The sequence below is a fragment of the Marinomonas foliarum genome, assembly GCF_003337275.1.
Lineage (GTDB): Bacteria > Pseudomonadota > Gammaproteobacteria > Pseudomonadales > Marinomonadaceae > Marinomonas > Marinomonas foliarum.
The window spans coordinates 11,777-31,396 of record NZ_QPJQ01000020.1 but is presented as its reverse complement, the minus strand read 5'-3'; the positions used below and the strand labels follow the sequence as shown (position 1 = coordinate 31,396).

The following is a 19,620-nucleotide window of genomic DNA, read 5'->3' as shown; positions in this document are numbered from 1 at the left end:
CTAGGAACGAATAATGAAACTACGAGACTTTGGCTTGCTGTTTGCCTTGATGGCGTTGTGGGGATTGAATTTTAGTGTGATCAAGCTGGGTGTGAACAGTGTTCATCCTTTAGTGCTTACCGCGTTGCGTTTTAGTTTTGCGGTGTTTCCTTTGATCTTTTTTATTAAAAAACCAGATGTGCCGTGGCGTTATCTGATCGCTTACGGTTTGTCTTTTGGTGTCGGTGTTTGGGGGTTAACCACCTTATCGATTGGCGCGGGTGTCTCGGCGGGAATGGCATCTTTATTGTTGGATATGAGTGTCGTTAGTAGTTTATTGGTGGGCAGGCTGTGTCTAAACGAAACCATTACTCATAATAAGTTGCTCGGCGCTGGGTTGGCGTTGCTGGGACTTGCTTTGATTATGTACTCTGAAGGCGGTTCGGTGACTGGCAAAGGTTTAGTGCTGGTGTTAATGGCGTCAATGTTTTGGAGTATTAATGGTTTGATTGTAAAACGCGCGAATACTAAAGCGGTTTTTGCTTTTAACATCTGGGGGATGTTGTTTGCACCTTTGCCTTTGTTATTGCTTGCGGTTATTTTTGAAGGGATGCAAGCTGTCACTGAGTTGCCGAATCAATTTACCCAATGGACGCTGTTTTCGGTTTTATTTCAAGCTTACCCAACGACATTATTGGGTTACTGGTTTTGGAATAAGATGATAATGAAATACTCAGTTTCGAGCGTGGCTCCAATGACCTTGTTGGTGCCAGTGTTTGGTATTTTAGGCGGCTATTGGTTTTACCATGAGCCAATAGAAACGACTCAGATCATCGCCGCCGTATTGATTTTGTTGGGTCTGTTTGTTGGGCAAATGGCATTGCCGCAATTAAGTTTCTTTAAAAGACTGAGAGGTGATTCATGCAAGAAATCCACTATGCCCTGATATTAATTGGTGCTTTTGTTGTTATGGCGAGCCCTGGGCCGGCGACCTTGGCGATTGCATCGACGTCAATGAATCAGGGGCGCGTGCAAGGTCTGGCGTTGGCATCGGGAATATCAACAGGTTCACTATTTTGGTCTTGTTCGGCGGCCTTTGGTTTAGGCGCTGTGCTGTATGCGAATGTCTGGCTATTCGAAAGCTTACGTTATGTTAGTGCGGCATATTTATTATTCTTGGCTTACAAATCCTGTCATTCAGCGATGGCTAATAAATCGGATACGAGCAAAATGTTGACCACGCTAGAGACTCAACAAACATCTTTACGTTCAGCTTATCTTCGTGGTTTGGCTATCCATTTAACCAATCCTAAAGCGATTTTGTTTATAGGATCGTTATTTGCCATGGGGATGCCGAGTTCGGTTTCCACACAAGGTTTGTTGTCTGTGATTACCTTATTAACGATTCAAAGCGCTTGCATAAATTTGGGCTACGCTGTTCTGTTTTCCAACCCACGGATTCGCCAAGGCTATTTCAAAATGAAACGCGGCTTTGATGCTGCCTTCGCGCTGATGTTTGGTGTTGCGGGCATTAAAATACTGCTGAGTAAGCTGAATTAACGTTACAGTATTTGTTATGATGCACTTTATTTTTCAGAGTGCTTTTCTATGTACGATGCTTCTTTGTGGCAACCCAGTGCTGACCTTTCGACTTTACAAAAGCGCGCGCAGTTACTGAAAGCCATTCGTGCTTTTTTTGATGCCCGTGAGGTGATGGAGGTGGACACACAGTGTTTGTCTCTGGGGAGTATCACGGATCCGCATATTGAAGTGCTCACCAGTCAGACCCGTTCCCAAGGAGAAGACCTGACTTATTATCTTCAAACCTCTCCAGAATTTGCTATGAAGCGTCTGCTTTGTGCTGGTTCAGGATCTATTTATCAGTTAGGCAAAGTGTTTCGAGCCGAGGAAGTTGGCCGTCGCCATAGTATCGAATTTACTATGTTGGAATGGTATCGAGTGGATTTCGATCATTGGCAATTAATGGATGAGATTCAACAGTTGCTGTCGGTACTGTTAAATGACGAGACGTTGACGTGCGAGCGACTCAGTTATCAATTGGCGTTTTTACGTCATACGGGATTGGATCCTTTCACAGCAACACTGTTCCAGCTACAAGAATGTGCTCATGAATACACAGAATACGGTTTACAAGAGGAGGATAGAGATACTTTGCTAGAGTTGCTTTTTTCTAGCGTGGTAGAACCTGCGATTGGTCAATATACGCCGTGCTTTATTCATAGCTATCCTGCGTCTCAGGCGGCACTTGCGAAGACTCACTTAGATGATAAAGGCCAATTAGTGGCAGCTAGGTTTGAGCTGTATTGGCAGGGTATGGAACTGGCAAATGGTTACCACGAATTGACCGATGCCAATGAGCAGGCAAAACGTTTTGCCGAAGATAAGATGACCCGAATTGAAATGCGGTTGGCGAATAGACAGTTTGATGAACGACTCATTAGTGCTTTAGCGCATGGTTTACCTGATTGCGCAGGAGTTGCGTTAGGCGTGGATCGACTCTTGATGTTAATCTGTCATAAGTCGCATATTGCCGAGGTTTTACCTTTTGCTCATAATCGAGCTTGATCAAAAGGCGAGCTGCTCTGAACTTCATTGTCTTTATATTTATTAAGCCAGTCTGATTCACTGAGTGGCTCAGATAAATGATAGCCCTGTAAGTAATCAATATTAAGATCAATCAGCCGTTGTTGAACAGCTTCATTATGGACAAACTCAGCTTGTGTTTTAATGCCTAACGAGTGAGCTAAGTTGTTGGTATGTTGTACTAATTTATGCAGTTTTTCGTCTTTATCAATGGTTTTGATAATACAACCATCCAGTTTGAGAATGTCTGGGTTCAGTGCTATCAGCTTTTCTAAATTTGAGTAGCCCGCGCCAAAATCGTCGATAGCTAACAATGCACCAGCGTTTCTAAATTCATTAATAATTGGGCTAATCCAGTCATAGTCTTGGATGGATTCTGATTCGGTAATTTCCAGAGTCAATCGACCTTCGACATTATTGCGTTGAAAAAAATGTCGCAATGCTTTTAGGGTTGCATAGTGTTTGAAGTCTAGAACGGACAAATTTAATGCGACTTTAACATTGGGATAGGTCTTTAGAGTGTGCTCACATTTAGCCAGCATGAATAGCGTTATTTTGGCATAAAGCTGGGTTTGTTTTATTAGATCTAAAAATAGAGCGGGACTTACTATTTTTCCATCGATACGTGCTCTTAATAGAGCTTCTGCACCCACTTCATCACCCGTTTTACTGTCATAATAGGGTTGAAAGTAGGCCAGAATATCAGCGTTCTCTAAGGCTTTACGAATTTTAATAATCCAATCCAAATTTTCTTCAGTCGACGTGCTTTCAGGTAGGTCACCATTCCAATAAATGGGTTGGTTGTTCATTTGAGCGAACCGTCTTGCTTCACTTGCTTTGATAAGAAGGTGTGATTGTTCGCACAACGCACGACCGTTTTGATCCAATATAGAAGCCATACCAACAGAAAGGCTTAAAGTGAGTAGCTGTTCTACTTTTTTCGTGGTGGAGAACTCTTCGTTTTCAATCTCTTCAGCAAGGTTGCGAAATAGCCTAAATATTTTATGGGGGGCAATACTGTTATGAATGGAGATGGCTATTTCATTGGCGGATAGACGATAGCATGTGAATTCAATGCCTACCGAGTTTGTTCCTAAACGACGTTTTAAATAATGGGCAAGTTGGGCAAACAAATCGTCTGCAGCATGGTAGCCATATTGCTGATTAATCAAGCGAAAGTTACGTATTTTAAAAACGGCGAGATGGGAAATATCTTGTGAGTTATTTAAGCGGCCAATCAATGAAAAACGATTTAGCAAGCCTGTTTGTAAATCATATAGCCAGTCATTGCTCGCGGTGTCTGTTTTTGTGTTTTTGCCAAAAGAAGCGTGCTCTTGCTCTAGCTCTTCAAATGTATTGCTAATCAGGTTAAACATGGGCGCCAAAGAATCACTATCATCTAGCAGTTGTAATGGAGTTGGTCTGCGCTTTTGTTCACCGCCGGACTCGCTGATGGCTAAATAGGTCAACGTATGTTGCATGCTTTTTGTGCCAAATTGAGACGAAAAAAACTCACCAAAGCAATAAGTACCATGAAGTGGAATAATTTGGTTGAGCATGTGTAGTTGATCGCTTGGCTCTTCATCGACATAATCTTCGCGACTAATGCAGTTAAAAATAAAAATACTATCAGGGCTTTGTTCGTTCAGGCTTTGTATTTTAGGTGCGATAGAAAGCAGAGATTGAACAGGGTGAAAGTAAAGAAACTTCACATAAGCGCCTTCAGGAAGCGCTTCGCTCATTAGTATGCTGCCATCATTTTCCCAACTTAATGGCACTGCATTGATTTCAATATTGTTATGTACTGTCTTGAGTGCAAATTTATTCGCTAATGATAGGCTAATCCGCTCACCATTAGATAAATAACGTTGGTAGATTTGCTGCGCAGGTAAATGGTCTATTTGTTTGAGTACTTTACCATCGCTCTCGGTAATGAGCATACGCCGACCAATAGCAATGTTATCGACAAAGAGGTCATTCTTTTGTATTAGGTATTCACCAGTAATACCAACAGCAACAGCCTGCTCTTGATATACCTCATTCTGACACAGCACCCAGCTGTTCGAAATGTCAGAAAGCCCAGCACGACCACCGCTTATGACTAGGTCATTTTCTAGTGATACTTGGAAGAACGCATCTTGAATGGCATCTCTAGAATCTACGAGCAGGATATAAACACTGGCCAGATTTTTGTCATCACTAGCAAGAAATGGAGCAAAAAGTCGTTGTCCTGATTGCTCTACTTTAGCGCTGTCATAGGGCGCGGAGTTATAACTCAGGTGGCTATGTTCAAAATAGGATAATATAAGCGTAGCGCCACTGCTTTTGACTAGGCCATTTGAAATGTGTTTCTGGCTTGCCATACCTATACGGCAAGCATCCGGAAAGCGTTGGGTAAGATAGCTTGCCCATGTTTTTGCCTCTTCGAACGGAAAAGTGCCGTACAGTTGGATAAGATCGGGCGACAGCATTCCTTTCAGTTTTTGATCAAGGTCCTCAATTGTTAGGCTATGAATACTGATGGAATGCATTTTGATCCTATTTAATATAATTCATAAAAGGTGCACAATTTCACCTGTTATCCAAAGATGCCTGAAAGGCCTGATGAATTCAATCTAAGAAACATATTAGTTAGCACATATATTAGGATAAACACTTGAATCAAAGTAATCGTTTTGTTGCAAAATTGTTCGATGCTAACCGCATGAAAAAGCATGTTTTTTGGCTATATATTATTATTTTCATCATTTCTTCTTTGTCTATTTTGAAGGGTGGGGAAGCATTACGCAATCAGCAAGTTAAAGAGCTGCGGATTGATTCTTTTGAGCAGCTAAATCAGCTTGCCAGTGTCTTGGAAAGTGCAATTGCCAAATACCAACATATGCCGACATTATTGGCCTCCAACGACCGTGTTAGTAAAGCACTTCGAGATGGTTTTGAATCGGATATTAATCAGCTCAACCGTGAGTTGGAACAAATTAACCGCATTACAGAAGCGTCTGACAGCTATATTTTGGATACTGATGGCTTGACTATCGCCGCTTCTAACTACCGAGAGAGTGCCAGTTTTGTCGGACGTAACTTTGCTTTCCGGCCTTATTTTAAAGACGCCATCCAAGGTAAGCCTGGGCGTTATTATGCCCTTGGTACAACATCTAACCGCCGTGGTTATTATTTCTCATATCCTGTTTATGAAGGCGACTCTGTTATAGGTGTCGCTGTTGTAAAAGTCGACTTAACACAGTTCGAAAAGCGTTTTGCCAATCAACATTACGAATTTTTATTATTGGATCCTGACGGTATTGTATTTAGTAGTTCTCGGTCTAATTGGCTGTACCGAGTATTAGGAGAGTTGTCTCATACTGAACTTCAGCGTATTGCCGACTCGCAACGTTATTTTGGTAAATCCATTGAAAAGCTAGCGATTGTCTATCAAAAAAACTTTGACGAGAAGTCCCAAGAAATTGACATTCTGGAAGACACTGTTGTTGACGGGGTTGAGATATTACAAAGGCAGTCTTTTTTGCGAATGAGTCGTCCTATTCGGTTATTGGATTTTAAAATATCAATATTAGCGCCACTGAAAACCATTAATGAAGAAATCTCCCTATGGCGAGCAATTTTTGCTGGTGGTGTGACCATCACAGGGCTGCTGTTTGGACTTGCACTGCTGCGAAGCCGTATGTTGCGCGAGCGATCAGACGCCAATGAAATGACGCGCCACAATCAAGCCTATATTCGTGAAGTGATACAAAACACACAGGCAGGTTTGGTGACTTTGGATGAGCACTACAGAATTGAGTCCTTTAACCCAGCAGTTGAACAGTTGGTGGGTCAACCATTGGCGCCTTTGGTGGGAGAGCCTCTGAATATATTATTTCAACCCTATAATAAAAGCGGCCCAGATATGCATTATCAGGATGATCTGCTGACGGTAGCTAATGATTTAGGGGTTAAAGTTCTGACTCGTGAAGGTTATCTGTGTTATTCAGAGCATGCGGTAGCAGTTGAGATGACCCTGTGTCAGATGCAATTACCCAATCGTCTAAGTTACTTGGTTACTTTCCATGACATGACAGAGCGTAAGCGCTTTGAACAAGATATTACTCAGGCTAGAATCGAACTTGAAGAGCGAGTAAAGGAGCGTACCTTTGAATTGCAAGATGCTAACACTCGGCTTCGTCAAGAAATTGAGGAGCATAAAGGCACCCAGAGAGAGCTTATTCAAACTGCAAAATTAGCAGTGTTAGGGCAATTAAGTGCGGGTTTGAATCATGAGTTAAACCAACCATTAACAGCTATTCGAGCTTTTGCAGGCAATGGTTTAAAGTTTTTGGATCGTGGTCAATACGAGCAGGCCCACGCTAATTTACAGCACATAAGCCAACTAGGTCACCACATGGGTGACATTATTGCGCGCTTTAAAGTGTTTGCCCGCAAAGGTGATGTTCAGCAAGGTCCAATAGCTGTTCAAACGGCTATAATGGGAGCACTTAAAATCATGACCCCACGTTATAAGGAAGTGGGCATTGAATTGGTAGTGGCTGAAGATCAAGATTTTATCGTGAATGGCGATATGGTCTTTTTAGAGCAAGTCTTGGTGAATTTATTAGCCAATGCTGCCGATGCTATTTTAGAAGATTCAAATAATGAGCGTAGAGTATTTATTAAACAAAAAGCCACGCAAGATCAGATCGTTATTTGTGTACAAGACACAGGGAACGGCTTGAGTGAAGAAGCTACCAAACACCTTTTCGAACCATTTTTTACTTCCAAATCGTCGGGATTAGGCTTGGGCTTAGGGTTATCTATTAGCCAGCGAATTGTAGACGTGATGGGAGGTCAAATTGTTGCTCAAAACCTGACCGAAGGCGGTGCTGAGTTTTGTGTTAGTCTACCTCGCTTTAAGCATCAGTCATCTCAGTCTCTTATAGCAGAGGAACCCTAATGCCAGACAGTAAGAAAGTAATATTAATTGATGATGAGCAAGCCGTTCGGATTGCGATTTCTCAGACTTTACAGCTGGAAGACTTCGATGTTGCTGAGTTTGCTTCGGCGCAAGGCGTCATTGAAAAGCTTTCTCTTGATTGGTCTGGTGTGATTGTCAGCGATATTAATTTGCCCGGTAAAAGTGGTTTAGAATTATTTGAAGACGTTAAAAAAATAGACGCGGAAATTCCTTTTATTCTCATTACGGGGCATGGTGATATCAGCATGGCGGTGAGTGCCATTCGCGATGGCGCTTATGATTTTATTGAAAAGCCTTTTTCCAATGAAGATTTTCTAGACGTAGTACGCCGGGCCTCAGAAAAGCGACAACTTACTTTAGAGAACCGCAATTTACGTTTGGAATTGGCGGCGCAAAATGCCCCTGGACCACGGATTATTGGTAATACGCCAGGCATCCATCGTCTGCGTCAGGCGTTGTTGCATGTAGCTGATACCGGTGCGGATATTCTTATTCAAGGGGAAACGGGCACGGGCAAAGAGTTAGTGGCACGTTATATTCATGAACACAGCTCTCGTCGTGGTCATGCTTTTGTGGCAATTAACTGCGGCGCTGTGCCAGATTCTATAATGGAGTCTGAATTATTTGGTCATGAAAAAGGCGCATTTACGGATGCCAAGACGCAGCGTATTGGTAAGCTGGAACACGCCAACGGCGGAACTTTGTTTCTTGATGAAATTGAAAGCATGCCGATGTCTATGCAAATCCGCTTGCTGAGAGTGTTAGAAGAACGTCGCCTAGAGCGTTTAGGTTCTAATACGGCGATTGATCTGGATCTGCGTATTTTAGCCGCGACCAAGGTTGACCTCAAACAGCTAAGTGAAGGTGGAACCTTTCGTGAAGATTTGTACTATCGACTCAACGTTGTACGAGTCGATATTCCGCCGCTAAGAGAGCGCAAGGACGATATTTCTTTGCTCTGGCAGCATTTTTGTTTGGTGGCTATAGCCCAATATAAACGTGAGGCAGAAGCGCTTTCAGCCGCGCGAATGCACAGCTTGCTGAGCTACGATTGGCCGGGGAATGTCCGTGAGTTACGTAACCTAGCCGAGCGATATGTGCTGATGGGTGAGGCGGGGTCTTTCGAGTTTGATCAGATCATTATCAATGAAAACAACCCAGGCGTGATGACGCTCCCTGAGCAATTAGAGCGCTTTGAAAAAACCTTGTTAGAGCAAGAATTGCTGCGCCAAAAAGGCTCCATCAAAGGGACGATGGATGCTCTTGGTTTACCGCGTAAAACGCTTTACGACAAGATGCGTAAGTACGATCTTGATAAAGATATTTATAAGCAATAATTTTCTGTATCACGAATAAGAATAGGGTGGCTGAGATTTCAGACGCCCATTTTGCTATCCTGCCGCCTTTATTCCATGTGATTTCCTGTCGACGATATGAATTTAACTGCATTGCTTTTTGATCAAGTGTCTCCGCACTTATTTATCCTTCTTGTTATTGTGTCTGGATTAACGTCTTTTTTTACCGCCAGTTTTGGCGCGGGGGGTGGCGTTATGTTGCTTGGCGTGATGGCGCAGGTGTTACCGCCACAGCTTATTATTCCACTGCATGGCGTCGCACAGCTAGGGTCTAACGCTGGTCGAGCGGCGATGAGCTGGCGTCATATTGACTGGAAGCTAATAGCAACATTTGTTCCAGGCGCCTTGTTGGGAGCTTTTATTGGCAGTTTTGTCTTGGTTTCGCTACCACCTGCTATTATGTATTTAACGATTGCGTTATTTATTTTGTATTTATGCTGGGGGCCAAAGCTACCAAAAATGGTGCTTGGTCCTTGGGGAACCGTCATTGCAGGCGGTGTGACGACCTTTATTACTTTGTTTGCTGGCGCAACGGGGCCGTTAGTGGCCGCTTTTATCAAGCAAATTCACGCTGACCGTTTTCGAACTGTTGCCACATTTGCGGCCGCGATGTCGTTACAGCATGTGCTGAAAATTACAGTTTTTGAAGTCGCTGGATTTCCGCTAGTTGATTGGTTGCCTTTACTGTTTTGTATGGTTATTAGCGGCGCAGTAGGTACTTGGGTTGGGCTTAAAGTGCTAAAGCGTATGCCTGATCGTCATTTTCATCGAATTTTTAATATAGTGTTAACCGCTATGGCGTTAAGGTTGGTTTGGCAGTCCATTGCCTTACTATAACCTATTGAGAATGTTTGCTTTTAATCCCCTAACACCAAGCCTTCTCGTCTTGGGTCCGCGCCACCAGCTAAACCATTCGGCTGAATAACGATACCTTGCACTCCAGAATTTAAATCCTGTACCGACACCTTGTAGCCCATTTTCTTGAGCGCACTTTCGTATGATGCGGCTTGTGTACCTTTTTCTAAATCAAAGGTACCGAATCGATTCAGCATATTTGGCAAGTTAATGGCTTGTTGAATATCCATGCCCCATTCAAGGTGCGCGATAAGCGTCTTGGCCACGTAACCAATAATACGGGAGCCGCCAGGGGAACCAACTACCAAATAAGGTTTGTTGTCTTTCATCACAATGGTTGGCGACATAGAAGAACGAGGGCGTTTACCCGGTTCTAAACGGTTAGCGATCGGGTAGCCATCTTGGTGAGATTTAAAAGAGAAGTCTGTCAGCTCATTATTTAGCAAAAAACCATTGCTCATCATATTTGAGCCAAAAGCATTTTCAATTGTGGTGGTTACAGAGACGGCATTACCGTCTTTGTCGACAATAGAAATATGGCTGGTGGAAGGCAGTTCAATCGCTATGTCATTGGCTTGCTTGATCGGATGGCGCCATTCTGGCTCGCCAGCCTCAACACTCTCTAATGCTTTGTTTTTCGTGATGAGCTTGGCTCGTTCGGCCAAATACGATTTGTCTAATAAGCCTTGAGGCATCGGGACAAAGTCAGTGTCTGCCATGTAACGACCACGGTCGGCAAAGGCAAGGCGAGATGCTTCCCCAATTATTTGCCAAGCTTCTGGTGAGTTAGGGCCTAAAGCTGCAAGGTCGAATTGCTCAGTAATTTCGAGAATTTGCCCAACAGTTAAGGCGCCAGAGCTTGGTGGCCCCATGCCGCAAATGTCATATTCTTTATAAGGTAAACAGATAGGTGGGCGCTCTTTTATACGATAACTAAGGAAGTCCTGCTCTGACAGAACTCCTGGGTTGTCTATGGCGCCACGTACCGATGAAACAATATTTTTTGCGATTTTCCCTGTGTAAAACTCATCGGCTCCATACGTCGAAATAAAACGTAAGGTGTCATAATATTGGGTATTGGTTAATCGAGTGCCGGCTTGGACGGGTGTATTATCTAAATTGAAGAAGTAGCCTTTTGTTGATGGGTAGCGAGATAGACGCTCAGCGCTGCTCTGGATAGCATTTGCCAAGCGAGGAGACACGATAAAACCCTTCTGAGCCAGCTCTGTGGCTGGCGCTAATAAATCTTGCCAAGGTAAAGTGCCATAGCGTTTATGTAAGTCACCCATGAGTTTAACTGTTCCTGGAGTACCAACAGAACGACCACCTACTACAGCGTCATAGAAGGCTAAAGGCTTGCCGTTTTCATCTTGAAACAGCTCGGGAGAGGCCTCTTGCGGTGCAGTTTCTCGGCCATCAAAGGTAGTGAGTTTCTGATTAGCTGCATCGTAATATACTGCAAAAGCGCCTCCTCCTAATCCGGATGATTGAGGCTCAACCAAGCCAAGAACCATTTGTACTGCAACTAGGGCGTCAATCGCTGATCCGCCAGCTTTGAGAATATCATAGCCTACTTTGCTGGCTTCTGGGTTAGCTGTCGCCACCATGAACTTTTCTGCGTGAGCTAAGGTTTTATCTTCTATGCCGTTGGCTCCTTCTGGAGCAACGGTATCGGCGGCTTGCTCTGCTGCGAGAGCAAAAGAACCAAAAGTAAGTAAGGGAATAAGACGGAATGTTTTTAACCAACGGGTTGATAGCATCATTAAAATCCTTATAGATGCAAATGAATGATAAATGCTTTACTCCATCAGAACAAAAAACAGCCATAGAGTGAAGAGGAAAAAGTGCTGTAAAGTTGTAAACAATAAACAAAAAAAACGCCCCGAAGGGCGTCAAAATTTATGAATGTTTTCGTACATTATTAAGTGCGCTTTGGAATTAAATCGTTATTGAATGATTTCAGGTCCCATGATGCTGTACGGCAATGCAGTAGAAAGAGCTGGGATGTAAGTTACCATCACTAAGAACACCATCAATACTAATACAAATGGCATGGCCGCTTTTACGACACGCGCCAAACTCATACCAGTGATGCCGGAGGTAACAAATAGGTTCAAACCAATTGGTGGCGTGATCATACCGATTTCCATGTTTACCACCATGATGATACCAAGGTGAATCGGGTCAACACCTAGCTCCATTGCAATTGGGAATACAACAGGCGCTACGATAACCAAAAGACCCGATGGCTCCATAAACTGACCGCCAATTAGCAACAATATGTTTACAGCGATTAGGAAGGTAAACCAGTTAAAGCCAACACCAAGCATCCACTCTGTGATCATTTGCGGAATACGTTCTGCAGACAAGGTGTGAGCAAACAGCAAAGCGTTTGCGATGATAAACATCAGCATGATGGTTGTCTTAGTGCCTTCTAACATAACTTTTCGAGATTCTTCGCCAAACAAAGAAGGAAAAAAGCCACGTAGCATCATAGACAAGTTTCGCCCCCAAATAGGCACACCTGCAGACAAGCATTTACCAACGGATTCTTCTATTTTACTAGAACGTTTGTAAACATAGAAAATCGCCAAGGCAACGGACATTATAGCGCCCCAAATAGCACGGTCACCGCCGGTCACTGTTTCGCTGTCTGCGAACACGAAAAAGGACATGATTTCCCACACTAGGAAGAAGGACACACCATAAACGGTACCATTAAAACCAACTCGAGCATGCGGAGCATCGTTGTCGTTTGTCCATGTTTTACCTTTTAATGGGCCCATATCGCGGTAAACAAACAGTGCGATAAACATAGAGTACACAGCAGCAACAACAGCGGCTTCAGTAGGAGTGAATACACCACCATAAATACCGCCCATGATGATAACAACTAGGAACAAGCCCCAGCCTGCTTCTTTACCACCACGAATAAGGTGGCCAAAACCTTTCCACTCTTCAGCAGGTAGCTTTTTGATACGTGCAACCACATAGATTGCTAGCATCAACATACCGCCAGCCATTAAGCCAGGGATAACACCCGCCAAAAACATACGACCAACAGATACGTCAACGGATGCCGCGTACACTACCATTACAATGGATGGTGGGATCAAAATACCCAAGGTACCTGCATTGGCAATGATGCCAGCTGCGAATTCTTTTGAGTAACCTACTTGTGTCATACCCGCAATGGCAATCGTACCTATGGCAACAACGGTTGCTGGAGAGGATCCAGACAAGGCTGCGAACATCATACATGCCAATACCGATGCCATCGCCAAGCCACCACGGAAGTGACCAACGCTGGCAATGGCGAAGTTAATCAAACGCTTCGCTACGCCGCCGGTCGACATGTAAGACGAGGCAATGATGAAAAATGGAATAGCGAGCAAGGTATAGTGCTGACCAGCACCAAACAGAGAGATCGCCACAGATGACAGAGAGTCATGTGAGAAGAAAGTAATAAATAGTATGGACGATAAGCCCAATGAAATACCAACCGGCAAGCCGATAAACAGCAGGATTAGTACCAATGAAAATAGAATGATTGATTCCATAATTAAGCTCCTACGCCTAGTCTTTCAAGACGTTTTGATTTTCTTTAACAAGATCTTGTGCTTCATGGCCACTGATCAACATTGCACGTTTGCCACGAGCGATATCGATAAAGGCTTGCAGAGATCGATAAGAAAGTAGAGCCAAACTAATTGGCAGAATAACAAGAACAATCCAACGGTGAACGCGTGGACGCAAACCAAACATTTCTTGTACGAATTCAGGGTAACGGAGTTCTTCTGAACCTATGCCAATTTTGAACATTTTCAACCAATATTCGATTGCGCCACCGCTCACATCAACACCTAGCATTGCTAACCAAGTTGAGTCGAGCAAGATAAGTCCGTATAGCATAGCGGCCGCTGCGCCAAACAAAGACATAGCTTTTGTTACTGGCTTTGGAACTGCATTCAAAACGATATCGACACCTAAGTGAAGGCCAGTTTTGATACCGTAGCTCATGCCCAATAGGATTAACCAAGAGAAGGCGACTGTATTGAATTCAAGTGCAGCATCCCAGCCCGTGTTAAACCCATAACGAGCAATAACCTGTCCGAACGATACCGCCATGATTGAGGAGATAACGATCATTAGTAGATTTTCTTCAGCCCGTTCCATGACTTTTGGGAAGCGTTTCTCTAATGCCCAAAGAATAATAATAAAAATAAGTAAATAAAGGTGCGGCCAAAGTGCCATGGGGGTCTCCTTAACTAAGTGGACCAGAACAAATTAATAAGCAGGTTAGTGGTGCATTTGGTCGGTTTTGGGAGGTAATCTGCTCGGAGCAGATTAAGCCAAGAAAAAACCAGATGAAAACCACAGAAGCTGACCCTTTCGGGTCAGCTTACTGCTGGGTAAAAAAGAATTAAGCGCCGGCAGCAGCGTTAATCAAATCTTTACCGATGTAGCTTTCAAACTGCTTCCAAACAGGCTTCATAGTATCGACCCATTCTTGGCGCTGGGCTGGCGAAAGGGTATTGATCTTGCCGCCAGCTTTTAGAATGTTTTCACGGTTAGCCGCTTCTGCTGCTTTTACATTCAAGTTGGCTGCTTGTGTCACTTCATCAGCAATTTGAGTAAATTGAACGCGGTCTTCAGGAGAAAGGCTTTGCAAAAACTCAGAAGACGTCATAAACAAGTAAGCTAACAACTGGTGGTTGGTTTCAGTTGTACTGTCTTGTACTTCGTAGAATTTTTTCGTGTAGATGTTTGACCAAGTGTTTTCTTGTCCATCTACAACACCTGTTTGCAAGGCGCCGTATACTTCGGAAAATGCCATTGCTTGAGGCGAAGCGCCCATTGCTGCAATCATTTGTTTTGCAACATCAGATGTTTGTACACGGAATTTCATGCCTTCTGCATCGCTAGGAACCAAAAGAGGTTTGTTGGCAGAAAAATACTTCATACCAGACATCCAGTAGCCTAGACCAACAAAGCCAGCGTACTCATCCATTTCGGTAAGTAGCTTTTTGCCTTCTGCTGTTTTAGTGAAGCGGATGGCGTGGTCCATATCTTTAAAGATGAAAGGTAGATCAAATACACCATATTTATCAGTGTAAGAACCGAACTTCGATAGTGAAGGAGCAAGTAGTTGAACGTCACCTAGAAGTAGCGCTTCAAGTTCTTTTGAATCACCAAACAATGTGGAGTTAGGGAAAACTTCAACACACAATTTGCCGTTCATTTCTTTATTTACGCGGTCTGCGAAGTTATTTGCAGCAACCACTTTAGGGTGAGTAGTACCACCAGTTACGTGGCTGAATTTAACAACACGCTCACCTGAATCACAGTTTGCTACCGCTGTACCAGCAGAAAGAGCAAGAGCTAAAGATGTAAGAGCAAGGCTGATTTTTTTCATTGTTATAAGACTCCAAAAACTGAATTATTATTGTTTACCTGGTTTTTAGCCTGATATTTCTCTAAGTCCATATCGGAGGCAGGCAGAGCAAAACAGGTGGTGCTTATCATACTGTTTACACAATCCGTGCCAAATCTTTAGATTTATTCTAACTGTATGAATTTATTGAGTTAAATTTATTCTTAGCAATTCTGGTGAAGATCTTTAATCATTTAATCGGGGGGATTGCACACATGAAATAGATTTAAATGGGTGGTTGGCCACCCATTTTATGAGTGAACAGTTGAAAGGAGTTTTTTGAAACTCTGGTGCATGGCTTTCTTACCGGATAGGTTCGAACTTTGACGTGTTTGTTCAGTATTTCTACCTAATGCCGCTTCTAACAACAGCTGATGACTTGGCTCTGTAGGTGTTAATTGACCCTGTAAGGCAAGATTGAATGTCGCCTTGAGGAAAGTGGGTCGAATACTGTCAAAAGGACGGTGAAATTCTACAAATAGCGCAATATTGTGAGAATCTTGCTGTGTTAGCTTAACGAAATGCGGTACTTCGGTCTGATGGAAAGAGTACTGTCTCAAAATAAGTAAAATTAACTCAATAGATAAATCGGCATATTGTAAAAGTAGGTTTATTGAGAATTGCTCCATAAACCCTGAATGCCATTTCGCTGCTTGCTGAGTGGCTAGCTTTGTTAGTGGTTTTACCATCATGATTGAGTAACTGCCGCTAGCTTGATCTTTTGCTGTTCCCAATCGAACTGGTAGGTAACCATTTTTGAGCCAAAAAGACACTACATCGGGTGTCGCTGCAAAACTGGAGCATAAAAAATCACAGCGTTTATTTGCCGACTCTTCTATGTAGCTCAGCAGCTGACTTGCTAACCCCGTGTTTTGCTGAGACTGTTCTGTTGCAATACGGCTGATACGCCAGTAGCCGTACTGTCCAGCGTTTTCTAGCCCTTCGTGAGCGAGCAACGATTGCGGTACTAAGTGTCCCCGAGGACGGCGTTTTCCTTGCATTACCGCTAGACTCAAGTCTTCTGGTAAATGTCCCTCTTCAGTTACTATTGCAACGCTGTGTATTTGCTCTGCTGTCATCGAAATAAAGCTGGTTACGGATGGGTCATCTAATATCCAGCGCAAGTTATCTGCTGACGTTTGATAGTGGGCGCTTACTAACAATTGGAAAGTATCGTTGAGTAAGTCGGAGTTTTCTAACCAGTTTTTACCAGTGAGTATTTTTTTTGCGGTTGTGCCATTGGGTGGCTTAACTGAAACACTGGTATTTACTATCTGCTCTACTTGCTCTACTTGCTCTTTAGGTGCTAGCAAGAGCGTGTTGTTTATCCAGTTTTCCAGTGGGTCATTTTCCCCCCATCGAATAGGTTGGCTTAAAACAAGCTGTTGTAACGCCAATGACTTGGTGGTTTTTTGTGATGCTAAATGTCGGCAGAAACGAATTCCAAAGCCTTTCCCTGAGCCTTCGTAACCATAATTAGTTGTACTAAACAGGCAGTGATTGGCTTTTTGGTTTAATGCCATTAGCAAAGGTAACGGGATCATTGAGGCTTCATCTACAAACAGAAAATCCCAATACGTTGAATCATCTACTAGAGCGTCAGGAGCATAGAAAGGCAGCTCGGCGTTGGACGATCCAAGGAGGCTTTCAAACCGAGCTTTTAGACTCACAATGGCATCTTGGTTGGGCGCAGTAATTGCTACACGTTTCCCCGCTTTTAAAAGCTTGGCCAAGCTATCACCTAGTAAGGTGGATTTCCCGCGGCCACGAGGCGCAATCAATACGTAAGATTGTGCTTGTTCAGCAAATAAACATGATTGAGCACTTGATTGTTCTGGTGTTAGTGGCGCATTGGCATTCAGAGGGGGCAGTTCTGGTAACGAGGAGACTTGCTGAGGCTCTAGCCATTGAAAAGGCGAAGTGCTTTTTAAGTGTTCGAGTAGATACTGTTTGAAATTTGAATAAACCTGTTCAGGCTCGTATGGCCAAGGCAAGTAACGAGATAGCTCTTGGTCGGCCATTTTCAACCAGTCTTGGTTTGGTAAAGCGATAGCAAAAAGGCCATTGCCTCTAACCGTGCCTGCTAAAATAGCCAATGCACTGGCAGATATTCCATGAGTCAAATCCACCAAAACAGCATCGTGGCTGCTGCCGAGCTCTTGTCGGGTTTGTTTAAAAGAACAAGTCTTAAACTGTTTTTTGGTTAACGATGGAGCTAGTAATTCGTCATATTGGCTCACATCATGAGCAGCAATAAGCGGTGCAGAGATATTTTTACACAGACGAAGAAAGTCTGACAAAACCTCGCAAGGCGAGCCTTTTAAAATAAAGCAATGGCGGCGGTAGTCAGACATATAAATAAAATTTCCTTGTGGTCACACTATCATACTGTGACCACAAGGAAGTGCCAACGAATGCTGATGCAAAGTTGGTTGTTTTTTCAAAGGTTATTTTTTCAAAGTGAAGATTGCCAAGTCTTTTTGTAACTGAGAGGCCAATTCACGGATATGTTGGCTGTGCTCTTGGGAGGTATTGGCAAGTCCAAGGGTGGCAATAGCCGACTGCTGAAGCTCTTCCGCGTTTTGATTAATCTGTGTTGAAGCGACACTTTGCTCTTCCGTTGCCGCTGCAACATTATTTATACCCATTTCGACGTTTAGCATCGATTGATAAATCTTCGTTAAAAGACTATGAGCATAATTCGCTTGTTGTACGCTGTTGTCGACTTGGTTACGGCCTTGCTCCATGTCATTTACCGCAGATCGGCTATTGCTTTGCAATTTCTCAACCACATTGCGAATTTCTTCAGTAGATTGCTGTGTGCGTTGTGCAAGCACTCGTACCTCATCAGCAACAACCGCAAATCCACGTCCTTGTTCGCCTGCACGGGCTGCTTCAATAGCAGCATTAAGAGCAAGCAAGTTGGTTTGTTCGGCAATATTGCTGATGACAGTAACAACATCTCCAATATTTTTTGAACTTTCTTCTACTTGCTGAACGGTGTCCGAGGCTTGGCTAAACGCTGAAGATAGGGCGCTTACTGTCTCTTCTACAGTTTGTACTGCGCTGTTACCATCTTCTGTTAGCTTTCTGGCGTTAATCGATTCTTCAGACACTTGGTTAGAGCTTTGAGCTACTTCTTGAATAGAGGTTGCTATCTGTGTGATAGCAGACCCAACCTGGGCGCTAGAATCTTGGCTCTCTGTAGCGCTTTGGCGCAAGTTAGTATTAGCGTTGGAAATGCCTTCCGTTGATGCCAGTAATTCCTGACTGGAGCGTAAAATGTTCTTAACAAGATTAATTAAGTTATCACGCATTCGAATCGAGTCGTTTTGTAATAAGTCGATTTCGTTTTTGCTGTCTGAATCTTTTTTCTGTTCAAAGCGGAAAGACAGATTGCCTTTACCTAACTGATTCAGCGCAGAAGATATTTCTTTTAACGGTGCTAAGGAATAGCGGATAAACCACCATAATACGACGCTCAAGACTAGTGCCGCTATTACGCATACACCAATAATCGCCCAAATGATGCCATTAATTTCTTCTTGATATTCATCGTTATAGGATTTCAACGTGACTACCCAGTTCCAGCCCTTTACATGCTGATAAACCGCTTTTGATGAACGTGCCTTGTCACCTTTGCCGGCAATTTTTAATGCATAAGACACGATGCCGCTGTCTTCTTGATACATTTTTTTAAAGGTATCTTTTAATTCAGGGAATTCCGTATAGAGATTCTTTCCCGCCAAGCTTGGGTGAATAAGTAGGGTTGCCTCATTACTGCCAGTGTCAGTGACGTAAATGTAACCGCTTTTTCCAAATTGCATGGCATTAATTGATTTGGCGGACGATTCAAGAATTGCGGAATAAGGAATAAGCAGTTCAATCATCAAGTTTGGGTTATTGGGAATATTCTCATAATGGCTAATGTATTTCTTGTTCCACAACAGTGTTTGAGCAATCTGGGCTGTGTTGGTTTGCTGGGCTTTTACAGCCGCGGGTATGTCAACAATACTACCTGCGGCGATACGATCCGTTGAGTCTTTTAGGGTAGTGCTCGCTCTTACCAAACCTTTAGTTGTTTTTACTAGCAAACTCGCTTCAAGTTGAGCGGAATGAGCAAAGTCGGTTAGAAATTTTGCGTTCTCATTAATGACTTGATTATTCAACGTTAGAGTAGGAAGTAGCTGATTATTGATAAGCGTAGTTTGCTCATTATCGATCGAGATAGATTCAAGTTGGTTGACTAAAATACCGCTGAAACGATTGGCCGTTTTGGTGAGAAGTTGATATTTGCTTTCTAGCTGCTCAGCCACAAGCGCGGCTTCTTTTTGTTGATGGCTGCTGACTATATCATTGATTTGGTAGCTAAATAATCGATCAATAATTAAAACAATCAAAGTGAATATTACGAGAATACTCAT

At 43.2% G+C, this 19,620-nt stretch carries 13 protein-coding genes; 6 read left to right on the top strand and 7 right to left on the bottom strand.

Annotated elements, in window-relative coordinates:
• The first annotated feature begins 13 nt into the window (after positions 1–13).
• Genes DFP77_RS11325 through epmA form a run of 3 tightly spaced genes read left to right on the top strand, consistent with a single transcriptional unit; the run spans position 14 to position 2,565 of the window.
• The gene (locus DFP77_RS11325; protein WP_114412399.1) at positions 14–925 is read left to right on the top strand and encodes an EamA family transporter; all 912 of its coding nucleotides are present in this window, start codon (positions 14–16) and stop codon (positions 923–925) included.
• On the top strand, positions 901–1,539 hold the full coding sequence (locus DFP77_RS11320; protein WP_114412398.1) for a LysE family translocator: 639 nt from the start codon (positions 901–903) through the stop codon (positions 1,537–1,539). Before DFP77_RS11325 ends, DFP77_RS11320 begins: the two co-directional genes overlap by 25 nt.
• 48 nt (positions 1,540–1,587) lie before the next feature.
• Positions 1,588–2,565 carry an EF-P lysine aminoacylase EpmA gene (epmA, locus tag DFP77_RS11315; RefSeq protein ID WP_114412397.1) on the top strand — a complete coding sequence of 326 codons (978 nt, stop codon included), beginning with the start codon at positions 1,588–1,590 and terminating at the stop codon, positions 2,563–2,565.
• On the opposite strand, the gene DFP77_RS11310 is transcribed toward epmA, so the two are convergent.
• Entirely contained in the window at positions 2,550–5,114 is a 2,565-nt protein-coding gene (locus DFP77_RS11310; protein ID WP_114412396.1) for a bifunctional diguanylate cyclase/phosphodiesterase, read from the bottom strand. The two genes, epmA and DFP77_RS11310, sit on opposite strands and share 16 nt — an antisense overlap.
• Positions 5,115–5,239: 125 nt before the next feature.
• Here DFP77_RS11310 and DFP77_RS11305 point away from each other — a divergent pair, with 125 nt between their 5' ends.
• The 3 genes from DFP77_RS11305 (at position 5,240) to DFP77_RS11295 (ending at position 9,744) form a co-directional block, all read left to right on the top strand.
• A complete protein-coding gene (locus tag DFP77_RS11305; RefSeq protein ID WP_258861136.1) occupies positions 5,240–7,531 on the top strand; it encodes an ATP-binding protein in 2,292 nt (763 codons plus the stop codon).
• Positions 7,531–8,889 (top strand): sigma-54-dependent transcriptional regulator, encoded by a 1,359-nt coding sequence (locus DFP77_RS11300; RefSeq protein ID WP_114412395.1) that lies wholly within the window; start codon positions 7,531–7,533, stop codon positions 8,887–8,889. The genes DFP77_RS11305 and DFP77_RS11300 overlap by 1 nt, the downstream gene beginning before the upstream one ends.
• Positions 8,890–8,985: 96 nt before the next feature.
• Positions 8,986–9,744: a sulfite exporter TauE/SafE family protein gene (locus tag DFP77_RS11295; RefSeq protein ID WP_114412394.1), complete on the top strand. Its 759-nt coding sequence runs from the start codon at positions 8,986–8,988 to the stop codon at positions 9,742–9,744.
• A gap of 20 nt (positions 9,745–9,764) precedes the next feature.
• On the opposite strand, the gene ggt is transcribed toward DFP77_RS11295, so the two are convergent.
• The 6 genes from ggt to DFP77_RS11265 all read right to left on the bottom strand — a co-directional run bounded on the left by ggt (position 9,765) and on the right by DFP77_RS11265 (position 19,620).
• On the bottom strand, positions 9,765–11,525 hold the full coding sequence (ggt, locus tag DFP77_RS11290) for a gamma-glutamyltransferase (protein ID WP_114412393.1): 1,761 nt from the start codon (positions 11,523–11,525) through the stop codon (positions 9,765–9,767).
• 183 nt (positions 11,526–11,708) lie between these two features.
• Positions 11,709–13,322 (bottom strand): TRAP transporter large permease, encoded by a 1,614-nt coding sequence (locus DFP77_RS11285; protein ID WP_114412392.1) that lies wholly within the window; start codon positions 13,320–13,322, stop codon positions 11,709–11,711.
• Between the two features lie 16 nt (positions 13,323–13,338).
• Positions 13,339–14,016, bottom strand: a complete 678-nt coding sequence (locus DFP77_RS11280; RefSeq protein WP_114412391.1) for a TRAP transporter small permease — start codon at positions 14,014–14,016, stop codon at positions 13,339–13,341.
• 169 nt (positions 14,017–14,185) lie between these two features.
• Positions 14,186–15,178, bottom strand: coding sequence for a TRAP transporter substrate-binding protein (locus tag DFP77_RS11275; protein ID WP_114412390.1), 993 nt, complete (start codon positions 15,176–15,178; stop codon positions 14,186–14,188).
• A 269-nt stretch (positions 15,179–15,447) separates the two neighbouring features.
• Positions 15,448–17,550, bottom strand: coding sequence for a tRNA(Met) cytidine acetyltransferase TmcA domain-containing protein (locus DFP77_RS11270; RefSeq protein WP_114412389.1), 2,103 nt, complete (start codon positions 17,548–17,550; stop codon positions 15,448–15,450).
• Between the two features lie 93 nt (positions 17,551–17,643).
• Positions 17,644–19,620, bottom strand: a complete 1,977-nt coding sequence (locus DFP77_RS11265; protein ID WP_258861135.1) for a methyl-accepting chemotaxis protein — start codon at positions 19,618–19,620, stop codon at positions 17,644–17,646.